The organism is Aeromonas sp. R5-1, assembly GCF_040908265.1.
Lineage (GTDB): Bacteria > Pseudomonadota > Gammaproteobacteria > Enterobacterales > Aeromonadaceae > Aeromonas > Aeromonas caviae.
Window position 1 is genome coordinate 1 of sequence record NZ_JBFODJ010000055.1, and the last position, 13,213, is coordinate 13,213.

A 13,213-nucleotide genomic window follows, 5' to 3' on the forward strand; every position below is an offset into this window, starting at 1 on the left:
CATCACCATGAGCAACGCTTCAATCCGCTCCGGCTTTTTCAGGTACAGTGAGGAGGTTAAAAACTCCGGGCTCTTGAGAAAACGAAAGCCCCGTTCGACATTCTGCTGCGCTTTATAGGTGGCCAAAAGTTCGGCCATGGTCAGCGTATCGCTGTGGTCATTGGTCGCCAGGATGAACACCCCGGTCTGGTTGCGGGCCTCTTCAACGCAAGCCAGGCTAGTTGCCGCCAACCCAGTGATTTGAAACTGATGGCCAATTGGCTCTTCGCCACGCTTGGGTCTGCCACGTCCTGTATAAACGGGTTCACCTACCACTTCGGCATCCAGTTGCAGCAGCATCAAGCTGGCGGTAAAACAGCTCAACTCAGCTTGGGCATCCGCCTCACAAGCAAAGCGTCGGGCACACAATTTGGCGAAGGCTTTGAGCTCGCGGGTACTGTCTTTGAGCAGGTTTTTGGCCAATGTCTGCTGCTCGCGGTGGCTGGCTTGTTCGCTGCGCACCAGCAACCAACGTTGCGCGACCCCGGCATAATTCGCGTGTTGCCAACGGCCATGATAGCCATTGCCCAGAGCGGTCAGCGGTTGTGCACCTATGGTTGCCACGGCCTGCTTTGCCTCATTGAGAGTGACGGGCACCCGGGTCACAAATAGTTGCTGCTGTTGCGCCAGTAATTGCAAGGTATCGGCGCAGTACAGTGCGGCATCGCCGACCAGATAACGGCACTCCTGCGCGGCCTTGAGACTGCTCAAATGGCGACGAACGGTCTGGGCAAAGGCTTTGGTGTCATTACTATTGCCGCTCAGGGCCTGCATATAGACAGGTAGGCCAGCCTGATTTTCACAGATGAGCTCAAGGATCACTTGATTCAGCTCTGGCCGGTGATCACGACTATAACCACGCACCAGTTGCAGCTTACCGACCAGATCCCCATCGGCACAGTCATAGGCGCCATCGACGTGGAAGCTGGTAATATCGAGGTGCACTGCGGTGCTTTTGAGCCCCAGCCGCTCGACAACTTGCGCCGCCATCACCTGATACAAGGCGCTGACATCGGCCTCAAAGAGGGCATCGAGACAGCGACCGAGCACATCATCATTGAGGTCATCAGCACAGATCCCGGGGCCAATCAGGCGCTCAACCGGCTTGTTAGCGAAGAATTGCGGGAACATGTGCAGGGTGCTGCTGTGAAAGCCGAGGCCGTTCACTATCATGGCGACCAAGGCTTCACCATGTGAGACCTTGAAAGGCGGGGTTTTGGGGAGCAAGGCATCGATCATGCGGGCAATGCCCAGTTCCTGGCAGAGTGCGGCGACCAAACCAAGGTGATCGAGGTTACGGATCGAGATAGCGGGTGCGGCCATGATGATCTACCTGCAAAAGAGAGTAATAGATCAGAACGGCCGATCGCCGTCAAGCACTGAAAATAGCAAAATCAGGTGCGGAATGACGGATCAGACACCCCGCATCTGCTCCAAAATGCGACATGTGTATGTAACCAGTATCGGCATGGGTATTGAGGCGGCATATACTGGACCCGCTTGAAGAGAGTCCCAGTCAGCCCCAACCAAGGAGCATGTTTATGTCACCTTCGTTACCCCCGCTCGGCGTGTTAGCTGGTGCCCTGTTACTGCTGGTGGTCCAGAGTGCCGGGGCCGCCGACTGTACCTATCGCAAAGACAGCCTCGGTAATACCCGCTACCAGTGTGATGATGGCAATAGCGGCACCCTGCGCAAGGACAGTCTCGGCAACGTCAGGGATTCGCAAAGCGGCACCACCTGGCGCAAAGACTCTCTCGGCAATGTGCGCAGCAGCGAAGGCACCACTTACCGCAAAGATAGTCTAGGCAATGTACGGGTCAGCAATCCCAGCACCGGCGAGACCGTCACCTGGCGTAAAGATAGCCTCGGCAACCTGCGGTCCTCCAATGGCACTCGCTGTCGCACCAACTCCTTGGGGCAGGTCAGGTGCGATGGCCCGAGCACACCGCCAGCAGTGTTTGGTGCAAAGTGAACTCAGGCTGTAGTTCTGACCTGCGAGACCGCCAAGATGAATCGCTGACGCATCGTGCATTTTGGCCAAACAGTAGAAATGATCGATTTTGGTGACCTGGCTTCATAGAGCAATCGCCCTCTGAGGGGTAGAATGACGCTCCTTTGATAGCTTGAACTGAGCGCCGTTAGGGTCAATAGAGCATTTATGAATAGCGAAGAAGGTGCCAGTTGGTCTTCCCGTACTGCGGATTGTCTGAAATGGCGCTGACTCGATTTTTTTACCCCTATCTCTCTGTTAATCTGGGCGTTTTCTGCTAGGTGCCTGCTTACTATGTCTATCGATTACTACAACCAACACGCCGATAGCTTCGTCGAAGGCACGCTGTCGGTCGATATGCAACCGCTTTACCAGCGCTTCTTGCCTCTGCTCGCCGCCGGCGCTCATATCGTCGATGCGGGCTGCGGCTCTGGGCGGGACAGCCTGTATTTCCATCAGCAAGGTTTTCGGGTCACAGCCTTCGATGCCAGCGCGGAGCTGGCCCTGCGTGCCGAGCGCCTGCTTGGTCAGCCGGTGCAACTGTGCCGTTTCGAGCAGTTTGTGGCTCCCGTGCCGGTCGATGCCATCTGGGCCTGTGCCAGTCTGCTGCATGTTCCCCGCGCCGAATTGGATGCCGTAATGGCCCATCTGTGCCAGCAACTCGCCGACGGTGGTCTGCTCTATTGCTCGTTCAAATATGGGGTAGACGAGACCGAGCGCGATGGCCGAGCCTTCACCCAGTTGGATGAGGCGGGGCTGCACGCCCTGATCACGCCGTTGCCGCTGAGCGAGGTCGAGACTTGGCTGACGGCGGATCGACGCCCCGGCCGCGAGCAGGAGCGTTGGCTTAACGCCATCGTGCGCAAGGTCGGGTCATGAGTGCACCCGTGCTCATCAGCGGGGGAGAGGCGGGGGATCCGGAGTTCAACGATCCCCTGTTGCCACATCTGCTGGACGCCATCGCCCGTTGTGGCGAGGGTAGCCGCATCGAGTTGTGTGTCTCCTTTATTCGCCAAAGCGGGCTGGTGCTGTTGCGCGGTGCCCTGCACGAGGCGTTGGCGCGAGGAGCACGGCTTCGGGTGATCACCTCGGACTATCTGGAGGTGACTCAGCCGGTGGCGCTGCGCGAGTTGCTTAAATTTGATCCCGCTCGCTCTTGCGCGCTGATCTACCAGAGTCAGGGCAATCGCGGCTTTCACCTCAAGTCCTATCTGTTTGTCCAGCACGCAGCCCAGTATCTAGGCGAGCAAGTTGGCCAGGAAGGGTCGCCAGCGGTGCTCGGTGGCCAGGCGTTTCTCGGCTCCAGCAATATCTCTGCCGCCGCCCTCACCGAGTCGCTGGAGTGGAACTGGTCGCTCAGGGCTGAGCCGAGCGGCCCCAGCGAGCCGCATCACAGCCTGCGTCAGCTCGCGGCTCAAATCGATCGGCTGGCGCAAGACGCGCGGGTCGTGCCCCTTACCCACGACTGGATCGATGGCTACCTCGCTCGCTATCGGCAGAGCGCGCTGCGGGAGTTGCGGGTGCTCACTGGGGATCATCGCAGCAGCGCTGAGCAGCTGCGTGAAGCCCCCATCCCCAACAGCGTGCAGCAAGAGGCGCTGATGGCGCTGCAAGCCGCGCGGGCACAGGGGCATAAACGGGGTGTGGTGGTCATGGCGACCGGCCTTGGCAAGACTTGGCTCGCGGCTTTTGATGTGCGCCAGATGCAGGCGGCCCGCCTGCTGTTTGTTGCCCATCGGGAGGAGATCCTGACCCAAGCGCGCCAGACCTTCTTGCACATGGTGCCGCGGGCAAATTCGGGCCTCTATCATGGTCAGCAGCAGGATGAGGCCGACTGGCTGTTTGCCTCCATCCAGACCCTGGGCAAGAGTCAGCATCTGCTGCGCTTTGCACCGGATCACTTCGATTACGTGGTGGTCGATGAGTTTCATCATGCCGCCTCACCCTCCTACCGGCGCTTGCTAAACCACTTCAAGCCCCGCTTCCTGCTCGGGCTGACCGCGACCCCTGACCGCACCGATCAGGCCGATATTCTGGCGCTGTGCGACAACAATCTCGTCTTTGAACGGGGGCTGGCCCTCGCCATCGAGCAGAAGATGCTGGTGCCGCTCACCTATCACGGCATTTTGGATGACACCGTCGACTATGCCGCGCTGCCTTGGCGCAACGGTCAGTTTGACCCCCATGCGCTGGAGAGTGCCTTCGCCAGTCAGAAGCGGGCTCAGCACGCCCTTAGCCAGTGGCGACGTTTACGCCAGCAGCGCACGCTGGCCTTCTGCATCTCGACCCGTCATGCCGATTTTATGGCCAGCGTCTTCCAGCAAGCCGGTGTGCGGGCGATAGCCGTCTATGCGGGCTCCCGCCAGGGGCGACAAGCCGCCCTGGAGCAACTGGCCGCCGCCGAGCTTGATATCATCTTCTCGGTAGATTTGTTCAACGAAGGCACCGACTTGCCCGCCATCGATACCGTGCTGATGCTGCGCCCCACCGAGTCGCGCATCGTGTTCCTGCAACAGTTGGGGCGGGGCTTGCGCCTCTATCAAGGCAAAGAACGCCTGGTGGTGATCGATCTGGTGGGCAATCACAAGGCGTGTCTCTACAAGCCCCAGCTGCTGCAAACGCAATTGACCCGCCCACCAACGCACGCAAACAGGGCGATGCCGCTGGCGGCAGGTTGTTTTATCAATCTGGATCCCAAGCTGCTTCCGCTGCTGGCGCTGTTAAAAAAGCAGCAGAAACCGACTCTGATTGAGACCTATCAGACCCTCAAAGAGCACCTCGGCTATCGCCCCACCGCGCGGCAAACCTGGGCAGTCCGGCTGGGTGAGCAACTGCGTTTCGATACCCAAAAACAGGGGGGCTGGTTTGAGCTGCTCGCCCAAGCGGGCGATCTGGGGGAGGAGGAGCTGCGCGTGCTGAACCGGCACGGCGACTTTCTGCGTTCGGGGGTGGAGCACACCGCGCTCACCAAGAGTTTCAAGTTGATCCTGCTATTGGCGCTGCTCGAACTCGACGGCCTGCGTGAGCCACCCACCTTGGCGGCGCTGGCCAGCCACTCCCGTTACCTGTTTGAGCGGCATCCCGAGCTGGCCCGCCTCGATCTACCGGTCAAGCAGCAAGCCCTGAGCGCCGACAGCCCGGCTTGGCTCAGTTACTGGAAGAGCAATCCGATCAAGTTCAGCAGTGGCGGCAATCCAGGCGCCAAGGGGGAGTACTGGTTCGAGGTAAGGGAGGATCGCTTCTGCCCACGCTTCGCGGTGAGTGAGGAGGATATCGATCCTCTGCATCGCATGGTGCAAGAGCTGCTGGACTTGCGTCTGGCCCAATATCAGCAGCGCAAAATCGCATCGGCAGCCGCCATTTCCCCTGAGCCCTTCACAACTATCCACGATGAGGAACAGGCGCTGGCGCCTGATGCCAAAGCGCGTCAGGTGACCCTGATTTAAGGCTGGCTATCCGATAGCACGATCAGTGTAAAAACAAGCAGTGTAAAAACCAGCAGCGTGAAAGCAATCAAGGCGCCAGTGGCGCCTTGATTGTTTGGGGAGATGGTCGGTCAGCGCTGGCCGTTACCGAAACAGCCATTCCATATCGTCCTCTTCCTCACGCCACCTTATTTGCTGCTGATCCCAGCGGGCCGCCAGATAGGGTTTGAGGGTCTGCAGGGTGGTGATCTCGGCCAGCTGGGCAGTCAGGTGGTCGATATCACGCAGCAAATAGTCCCGATGTTCGGCAAAGGCCTGCTCGGTCTTTTTCTTGGATGATTGCTTGAATTTGTGCAGCACCGCGCCCATTAGCCCGTCTTGCCCGCCGTAGTAGCTGACTTCGAGCTCGCGTAGCTGGCGTTTCAGCATCGGGTTGAGGTAAGCGAGGTTCTCGTCACTGAGCAGGTTATCGAACTCGGGTAGGTGAGCGTGGGCCAGCTGTAACAGGGTGAACATCTCTTTGTTTTCCCAAGCCTGACTGAGTTGGCCCATGATGCGGGTCTTTTCCGCCTGCATGGCGGGGTCGGGTTCCCGATCCGGGTGCAGCGCCAGGGCGAGCTTGCGATAGAGCTGCTTGAGGCTGGATTTGCTGAACAGCTGTTCGATGCGCATCTCTTCCTCTTGCTCACGACGGGTGCGCGTGTGGGCAAAAGCATCTTGCTGCTCAGCGCCGAAGGGGGACTCATCGGCAAACAACTCATCATCATCGAAGAGGGCATCCTCTTCCTCACCAGCGGTGTCACTCCCGTTGGCCATTTTCTGCTTCGCCGCGTTTATCAGGTACTCGTGCAACAGAGCGGGGTTTTTGACCATATCGCGCAAGGTGTCGATGTCTTCGGGGCAGTGACCACAAGTTTCCATCAGCATATGGGTAAGTTCATCACACTGATAGTCGAGCTGTTCGTCATCCATGTGCAGGGCGGTATTGGTTTGGATTTGGTGATAGAGGGGGGCCAAATCCATCTCGCCACGAAACGGATTGGACTCGAGATAGTTGATGAGATCGTGGATCCAGTGGTGCAAGGTCTCCCGTTGCCACTGGGTAAAGCTCTTGCGAGCCGTAAAGTCGGTCAGTCGCTTGGTGAGGGCAAAGATGAGCTCGCATTGTTGACGCTCAAGGGGTTCGATGTCGCTGGTGAAGCGCTGATAGATATCGCGGCCGTTGAGGGTTTGCTTGTCGATTTTTGCCTGTAGCTTTTCGAGCGCTTGCCAGTTGCGGTGGAAGAGATCGAGGGCGGGGTTACCCGTCGTGGGGGAGGGCTGGCGAGCGGGCTGCTTGCGAGCTGGATTACGAAGAGACATAGGCCGCCTCCATAGGCGTTATTTTGTTCGCTAAAACAAAAAAACTGGCGCGGGGCCGGTTTATCGCCGCGCATAAATAGCGCGAAGTCTGCCTTGCAGATGAGTTGCTGGCCATATTAAAGCCTTTCTTACGCAACAGATAGCAACAACAGAGAAATAATGGGGTGGCTGATGGGGCTCGAACCCACGACAACCGGAATCACAATCCGGGACTCTACCAACTGAGCTACAACCACCACTGAAATCATCGCCATTTTGTGTCTGCCAAGGCCTGGCCAAGGTCATCCTGAGATAATCTGCCGAATGGACGATAAGTCACACTCTTCATCAATAACTCAATGATTTAAAACACATTTTAAATGGCGCGCCCTGCAGGATTCGAACCTGCGACCCACGGCTTAGAAGGCCGTTGCTCTATCCGACTGAGCTAAGGGCGCGTTGTATCAAGAAATCCGGGGATTTCCCGATGAACCTGGTCGGTGATAAAGGATTCGAACCTTTGACCCTCTGGTCCCAAACCAGATGCGCTACCGGGCTGCGCTAATCACCGAAAATTCGCCATCCAGCATACCTTCGGCGGCACCACTGGGCAACGGGCGGGCATCATACCCAAGCGCCAAAGTCAGCGTCAATGACTTTTTCCGCCAGTAAATTCAAGTGCCTACTTATTGCCCTCCCTGCGAGAGCCGCTAACACCCGCGCCAAAAAAATGCGACAATGCGCCGCAGTTGAACACATGGTGAGTGAAGAACGATGTCTGCCAAAATCATTGATGGAAAACAGGTTGCGCAAACGATTCGCAATCAGGTCGCCGCGCAAGTCCAACAGCGGTTGGCGCAGGGGAAACGGGCACCGGGTCTGGCGGTGATCCTGGTGGGGCTGGATCCGGCCTCCCAAGTCTATGTGGGCAGCAAACGTCGCGCTTGTGAAGAGGTGGGATTTGTCTCCCGCTCCTATGACCTCAGCGCCACGGCGACACAAGCGGAGCTGCTGTCCCTGATCGACCAGCTCAACGAGGATCCGGAAGTAGACGGCATCCTGGTGCAGTTGCCCTTGCCGGCCCACTGCGATACCACCCAGGTGCTGGAGCGCATTCGTCCCGACAAGGACGTTGATGGCTTCCATCCCTACAACGTGGGTCGTCTGGCCCAGCGCATCCCGGCGCTGCGACCCTGCACACCCAAGGGGATCATGACCCTGATCGAGACCACCGGCGTCAAGACCCACGGTCTGCATGCGGTGGTGGTCGGGGCTTCCAACATCGTGGGGCGTCCCATGACGCTGGAGCTGCTGCTGGCCGGTTGCACCACCACCACCTGTCACCGCTTCACCCAGGATCTGGAGACCCAGGTGCGCCGGGCCGACTTGCTGGTCGTGGCGGTGGGCAAGCCCAACTTCATTCCGGGGGAGTGGGTCAAACCCGGTGCCCTGGTGATCGACGTGGGCATCAACCGCCTTGCGGACGGCTCCCTGGTGGGAGATGTGGAGTATGAGACCGCGCGCAATCACGCCGCCTTCATCACGCCGGTACCGGGGGGCGTGGGCCCCATGACGGTCGCCAGCCTGATGGAGAACACCCTGAGCGCCTGCCAGGATTACCACGACGCCTGATGAGGGCGCCGGGCAGAAATAGAGAAAGGGAAGGCATTGCCTTCCCTTTTTTTATTGCGTCATTCGCCCGGATCGCCACTGGATATCAGAGGAGGGCCAGGGCGGCGGCCAGATCGGCAATCAGATCGTCGGCGTCTTCCACCCCGATGCTGAAGCGGATGAGATCGTCATTGACTCCGGCGGCGAGGCGGCTCGCCTCGTCCATGGCGGCGTGGGTGGTGCTGGCCGGATGGCAGGCCAGGCTCTCGAGATCGCCGAGGCTCACCGCCTGCACGAAGAGTTGCAGGTTGTCGAGCAGGGTGGCGCAGCGCTCAAACCCGCCTTCCAGCTCGATGCTCACCATGCCGCCAAAGCCGCTGGCGAAGGCGCCGAGGGCATCGTGGCCCGGATGGCTGGCAAGGCCCGGGTAGATCACCTTCTTCACCGCCGGGTGGGCATCCAGGAACTCGGCCACCTTCTGGGCGTTGTGCAGGTGGGCATCCATGCGCAGGGGAAGGGTCTTGACCCCCCGTTGCAGCAGGTAGGCCTCCTGTGGGCCGATGGGAGAGCCGATGTGCTTGAGGGCCACGGTGCGAATCGACTTCATCAGCTCATGACGACCCGCCACCACCCCGGCGATGATGTCGCCGTGACCGCCCAGATACTTGGTGCCGCTGTGCATGACGATGTCGATGCCAAGCTCGAGCGGGCGCAGCAGGTAGGGGGTGAGGAAGGTGTTGTCACATACCGTGATGGCGCCCACCTTGCGGGCCGCCTCCACCACCACCCGCGGATCCACCACCTTGAGGGTGGGATTGGTCAGGGTTTCAAAGAGTACCACCTTGGTGGCGGGGCGGATGTTGGCCAGCAGCGCCTGATCGCTCTCGTAGGCGGTGATCTTGATGCCGGCGCGGCTGAAGGTCTGCTTGAGGAAGGCATCGGTGCCGCCGTAGAGGGGGCCGATATAGGCCACTTCATCACCGCTGTCTGCCAGGGCATACATGATGGCACTCACCGCCGCCATGCCGCTGGCCACCACCAGTGCCTCATCTGCACCTTCGAGGGCTGCCAGCTTCTGCTCCAGTTCGGCAGTGGTGGGGTTGCCAAAGCGGCTGTAGATGAAGCCGGGCGCCTGACCGGCGAAGCGCTCCTTGCCCGCCTGGGCGTTGAAGTAGCTGAAGGTGCTGCTCTGGTAGAGCGGGGTGGTGAGGGCGCCGGTCTGGGGATCGATCCGCTGGCCGCTGTGCACGCTCATGGTCTTGAATTTCATTTTTGTACTCCGTCATTGCCAGGCTGTTGCCCGACTGCTTGTGTTATCCGGGGCGCCGTCGCGCCCCTTTTCTAATGTGGTGTGGCGGTGTTGTCAGGCTAGCGCTGGCTCGCGCTGCGGCTCGCCTGCATAGTGGCGGGCCGCCACATCCGGGTGGGAGCGCAGCCTCCCCTTGAGCACGTTTTCCCCCACCTGATAAAAGAGCGGGTTGGCGGGATCGCTCTGGGGCCCTTCGGCCAGTGCCGCCAGCTCGGGGGAGAGGCTAAGCAGTGGCACAGTCGCATCCAGCCTTGCCGCCATGAAGAAGGCGCAGGAGAGGCGCGATACCCCGGGAGGCGGGCTCACCACCCGGTGCAGGGTGGCCTTGAGGTAGCCGTCGGACGCGAGCTCCAGCAGCTCGCCGATGTTGACCACCAGGGCGCCCGGCAGGGGGGGCGCGGGGATCCAGCCATCTGCCGTCTCCACCTCGAGCCCGGAGTGATCGTCCTGCATCACCAGGGTCAGGTAGCCGGGATCCTTGTGGGCACCTACCCCCTGACCACTGCTGCCTTCCGGTTGTCCGGGGTAGTGAATGAGCTTCATGTGCTGGTAGGGGGCACCGCGAATGCTCTCATCAAATACTCCGGCGGGCTGCCCCAGCACCTCTGCGAAGGCGTTCAGCAGGGTGAGGGTGATGTCGCTCAGTCGATCCTGCCATGCCAGCAGCCGTGTTTTCATCTCGGGCAGGGCGGCGGGCCACTGATTGGGGCCGATGAGGCGCTGCCAGGGTTCACGAATGTGCGCCACAGGCAGGGCCTGGGCCTCATTCATGATATCGAACTGCTCCCGCAGATCCGGCCGTGCCCGGGTGAGCTCTGCCCCCACCTGGTTGTAGCCGCGAAAGTGGGGGGAGTGGACCATCTGCACCGCCCGTTTTTCTTCAAGTGGCAGGGCGAAGAAGCGGGCGGCGAGCGCCAGGGTCTCCTGGCGCGCCGATTCGCTCAGATCATGGCCCACCAGATAGAAAAAGCCCACTTCGCGGGCGGCCTGACCAAGCTGCGCCAGCATCTGGCTGCGTGCAGCCGAGGTGCCCTTGAGGGCGGCGAGATCGATGATCGGCAATGATGGGGTGGTCATGGGCATCTCCTCACTTTCCGTGAACGGGGTCTGCGTGCCCCGGCGTGCGGGGTGTTGCGAAACCGGGGCGCACTCTTCTTGAGTGGCGCCGTTTGGGTTGAGGGTGATGCTACTGTTCGAGGTTATAAGGTGGAAGCAACAAAATATTCTTAGTTATATACAAAATTCGAAATGTAATTCGGACTTGAGCGAATGGAACGAGCAACGGGCGGCTCAGGCGGCGATCTGCCGTACCGGGTGAGAGCGACATTGGCGTGACGGGATAGACGCGGGAGAGAAAAGGCGGAGGGAGGCATCCGCCTCCCTCCGTGTGACTGTCATGGGAAGGGTTGCTGGCGCGCCTTTCCTCAATAACCCAGGGTGAAACGCTGGCGCAGGTGAGCCGGTGCTTGCGCCTCGTTCAGCACCCCGTCCGCCAGATCGCCGACCGTGATCCCCGCGGGCTGCTCGCCGCTGAACAACACCTGATCCGTGCCAAGGCGGTAACCGCCGCGCTTCTCGCCGGGTTCGAGGAACACGGGTGGGGAGACGAAACGCCAGTCGAGGGTGGTTTCCCGGCGAAGGGCGGTGAGACCGTCCCGGGCCGCGAGGGCCCCTTGCTTCCACTCTGCCGGGAACTCCGGGGTGTCCACCAGCTGCACGCCCGGGGCGATTTCCAGACTGCCGGCACCGCCGACCACCAGCAGCCAGCTCCCGGCGTCGTTGGCGGCGGCCACGATGGCGCTGGCCCCCTTGAGGTACTGATCGTAGATGTCCGGGGCACTCCAGCCCGGGTTGTAGGCACTGATCACCCGATCGTGCCCCTTGAGCACCCCGGCCAGTGCCTGGCTGTCCTGGGCGTCCACCGCCACGGTGGTGACTTGCGGGTGAGCGGCGACCTTGCTCACGTCACGCACGATGGCGGTGACCTGATGACCGCGGCTGACGGCCTCCTGGAGGATGGCTGAACCGACAAAACCGCTGGCACCGATGAGGGCAATCTTCATGGGAATTCTCCTTCACTGTGGGAATGGGGCTATCCTACGCCCCCGAGTGTGATTTAATAATCCACTTAAAATTGCATTCACTTGTAAGCAGGGCTTCATAATGGATCAGCTCAGACGCTACGCCATCTTCGCCGCCGTGGTGGAGGCGGGCAGCATGACCGGCGCCGCCAAGGCCCTCGGCATGACCCCGTCTGCCGTCAGCCAGCATATCAGTCAACTGGAGAGCCAGCTCGGCCTGCCCCTGCTGCACCGCTCCACCCGCCGCCTCAGCCTGACCGAGGCGGGGGAAGTGGTGTGGCAGGGTTGCCAGTCGTTGCAGCAGACCCTGAACGACACCGAGCTGCGCCTCTCGGAGGTGCGCGACAGCCTGCTCGGAGAAGTGCGGATCACCGCGCCGGTGGGGATGGCGGGCCAGCCCCTGGCGCGGGCGCTCTCGCCGCTGCTGCAGGCGCACCCGGGCCTGGGCATCCAGATCATTGCCGACGACGAGAAGCGGGATCTCATCAAGGATCGCATCGACGTGGCGCTGCGGGTCGGCACGCTTGAAGATTCCACCCTGGTGGCGCGCAGACTGGGTCAGACCCGGATGCTGCTGTGTGCCTCGCCCGCCTATCTGGCACGCAAGGGCACGCCGCGCAGCCCGGCGGATCTGCTGGCCCACGACTGGCTGGCCTCGGACATGCTGGGGGGTGGGATACTGCTGTTGGACGAGAAGGGGGAGGTCCACAAGATCAAGCCCAAGCCCAGGGTGCTGTGCAACAACGTCTTGCCCCTGCGCCAGTTCACCCTGGCAGGGCAGGGGATTTCGCTGCAACCGGAAGGTGAAATAGAAGAAGATATCGCCACCGGTCGATTGCTCGTGCTGCTGCCGGGCTTTTTGGCCCCTCCCATGGAGATCCATGCCATCACCCCCCAGCGGGAGATCCCGGAGAAGGTGCGGCGGGTGATCAGCGCCCTTCGCAGCCACTTTGCCGAGCATGGCCAGAGCCGTCTACCCTGAGCGGGGCGGGATGAATAGCCAGGCGGTGCGCCGGCCTTGCGGTCGGCGCGACACCCCTGTTTAATGTGGCCCTCCCGGGCCAGAGCGCCCTCTGCTGGCGTGGTCTCAAGCGCATCATGACACCGACTTCTCCCCACCCACTCCGTGAGCCGGCACCCGAGGCGCGCGCCCACCTCACCCGCATCGAGCGAGTGCTCGACTACATCCATGCCAATCTGGATCAGCCGCTCTCCCTGGAGGCGCTGGCCCGGCAGAGCTGCTGGTCTCGCTGGCAGTTGCAACGGGTATTCCTGCATGAGACGGCTAGACGGTGGCTCACTATGTGCGCGAGCTGAAGCTGAGCTTGACATCCTCCCCCACCTTAGCGCTTCGCGTCACAGGAGGGGGATTCCCATTACTGGGTGATAGCTGCTCGCGCAGTACCGGGTTCCTGC

The 13,213-nt window shown here is 60.9% G+C and carries 10 protein-coding genes, 3 tRNA genes and 1 pseudogene; 6 read left to right on the forward strand and 8 right to left on the reverse strand.

The features are described 5' to 3' along the window. Positions 1 to 1,362 (reverse strand): IS1634-like element ISAs25 family transposase (locus AB5Y64_RS08380; RefSeq protein WP_368203629.1); only part of this gene is annotated, 1,362 nt, incomplete at its 3' end. Between the two features lie 218 nt (positions 1,363 to 1,580). Between AB5Y64_RS08380 and AB5Y64_RS08385 the strand changes: the two genes are divergently transcribed. The 3 genes from AB5Y64_RS08385 (at position 1,581) to AB5Y64_RS08395 (ending at position 5,476) form a co-directional block, all read left to right on the forward strand. Next, a complete protein-coding gene (locus tag AB5Y64_RS08385; RefSeq protein WP_223918293.1) occupies positions 1,581 to 2,012 on the forward strand; it encodes a hypothetical protein in 432 nt (143 codons plus the stop codon). 312 nt (positions 2,013 to 2,324) lie between these two features. After that, on the forward strand, positions 2,325 to 2,909 hold the full coding sequence (locus AB5Y64_RS08390; protein WP_024941336.1) for a bifunctional 2-polyprenyl-6-hydroxyphenol methylase/3-demethylubiquinol 3-O-methyltransferase UbiG: 585 nt from the start codon (positions 2,325 to 2,327) through the stop codon (positions 2,907 to 2,909). Then, a complete protein-coding gene (locus AB5Y64_RS08395) occupies positions 2,906 to 5,476 on the forward strand; it encodes a DEAD/DEAH box helicase family protein (RefSeq protein WP_041204617.1) in 2,571 nt (856 codons plus the stop codon). The genes AB5Y64_RS08390 and AB5Y64_RS08395 overlap by 4 nt, the downstream gene beginning before the upstream one ends. A 123-nt stretch (positions 5,477 to 5,599) precedes the next feature. Here AB5Y64_RS08395 and AB5Y64_RS08400 read toward each other — a convergent pair whose 3' ends face one another. From AB5Y64_RS08400 to AB5Y64_RS08415, 4 genes are all read right to left on the reverse strand, one after another. Further along, complete coding sequence (locus tag AB5Y64_RS08400) at positions 5,600 to 6,817, reverse strand: J domain-containing protein (RefSeq protein ID WP_041211539.1); 1,218 nt, start codon at positions 6,815 to 6,817, stop codon at positions 5,600 to 5,602. Between the two features lie 160 nt (positions 6,818 to 6,977). Then, a tRNA-His gene (locus AB5Y64_RS08405) sits at positions 6,978 to 7,053 on the reverse strand. 124 nt (positions 7,054 to 7,177) lie between these two features. After that, positions 7,178 to 7,254 (reverse strand) — tRNA-Arg (locus AB5Y64_RS08410). 36 nt (positions 7,255 to 7,290) lie between these two features. Beyond that, a tRNA-Pro gene (locus tag AB5Y64_RS08415) sits at positions 7,291 to 7,367 on the reverse strand. A gap of 203 nt (positions 7,368 to 7,570) precedes the next feature. Between AB5Y64_RS08415 and folD the strand changes: the two genes are divergently transcribed. After that, positions 7,571 to 8,428 (forward strand): bifunctional methylenetetrahydrofolate dehydrogenase/methenyltetrahydrofolate cyclohydrolase FolD, encoded by an 858-nt coding sequence (folD, locus tag AB5Y64_RS08420; RefSeq protein ID WP_010674955.1) that lies wholly within the window; start codon positions 7,571 to 7,573, stop codon positions 8,426 to 8,428. Positions 8,429 to 8,513: 85 nt separating this feature from the next. On the opposite strand, the gene AB5Y64_RS08425 is transcribed toward folD, so the two are convergent. From AB5Y64_RS08425 to AB5Y64_RS08435, 3 genes are all read right to left on the reverse strand, one after another. Beyond that, the gene (locus AB5Y64_RS08425) at positions 8,514 to 9,677 is read right to left on the reverse strand and encodes a PLP-dependent aspartate aminotransferase family protein (protein WP_042863960.1); all 1,164 of its coding nucleotides are present in this window, start codon (positions 9,675 to 9,677) and stop codon (positions 8,514 to 8,516) included. A gap of 93 nt (positions 9,678 to 9,770) precedes the next feature. Continuing rightward, complete coding sequence (locus AB5Y64_RS08430; protein ID WP_102948528.1) at positions 9,771 to 10,793, reverse strand: isopenicillin N synthase family oxygenase; 1,023 nt, start codon at positions 10,791 to 10,793, stop codon at positions 9,771 to 9,773. A gap of 347 nt (positions 10,794 to 11,140) precedes the next feature. Beyond that, positions 11,141 to 11,779, reverse strand: coding sequence for an NAD(P)-dependent oxidoreductase (locus AB5Y64_RS08435; protein WP_113979017.1), 639 nt, complete (start codon positions 11,777 to 11,779; stop codon positions 11,141 to 11,143). Positions 11,780 to 11,879: 100 nt separating this feature from the next. On the opposite strand from AB5Y64_RS08435, the gene AB5Y64_RS08440 reads away from it, so the two are divergent. Continuing rightward, positions 11,880 to 12,779 (forward strand): LysR family transcriptional regulator, encoded by a 900-nt coding sequence (locus tag AB5Y64_RS08440; RefSeq protein WP_113979016.1) that lies wholly within the window; start codon positions 11,880 to 11,882, stop codon positions 12,777 to 12,779. A 116-nt stretch (positions 12,780 to 12,895) separates the two neighbouring features. Beyond that, positions 12,896 to 13,125: pseudogene (locus AB5Y64_RS08445) on the forward strand (AraC family transcriptional regulator); the annotation flags it as partial. Between the last annotated feature and the right edge of the window lie 88 nt (positions 13,126 to 13,213).

Excerpts from the sequence above, each read along its gene's own strand:
- AB5Y64_RS08385 (WP_223918293.1), top strand. The coding sequence starts at position 1,581 with ATGTCACCTTCGTTACCCCCGCTCGGCGTGTTAGCTGGTGCCCTGTTA.
- AB5Y64_RS08390 (WP_024941336.1), top strand. The coding sequence starts at position 2,325 with ATGTCTATCGATTACTACAACCAACACGCCGATAGCTTCGTCGAAGGC.
- AB5Y64_RS08395 (WP_041204617.1), top strand. The coding sequence starts at position 2,906 with ATGAGTGCACCCGTGCTCATCAGCGGGGGAGAGGCGGGGGATCCGGAG.
- AB5Y64_RS08400 (WP_041211539.1), bottom strand. The coding sequence starts at position 6,817 with ATGTCTCTTCGTAATCCAGCTCGCAAGCAGCCCGCTCGCCAGCCCTCC.
- folD (WP_010674955.1), top strand. The coding sequence starts at position 7,571 with ATGTCTGCCAAAATCATTGATGGAAAACAGGTTGCGCAAACGATTCGC.
- AB5Y64_RS08425 (WP_042863960.1), bottom strand. The coding sequence starts at position 9,677 with ATGAAATTCAAGACCATGAGCGTGCACAGCGGCCAGCGGATCGATCCC.
- AB5Y64_RS08430 (WP_102948528.1), bottom strand. The coding sequence starts at position 10,793 with ATGACCACCCCATCATTGCCGATCATCGATCTCGCCGCCCTCAAGGGC.
- AB5Y64_RS08435 (WP_113979017.1), bottom strand. The coding sequence starts at position 11,779 with ATGAAGATTGCCCTCATCGGTGCCAGCGGTTTTGTCGGTTCAGCCATC.
- AB5Y64_RS08440 (WP_113979016.1), top strand. The coding sequence starts at position 11,880 with ATGGATCAGCTCAGACGCTACGCCATCTTCGCCGCCGTGGTGGAGGCG.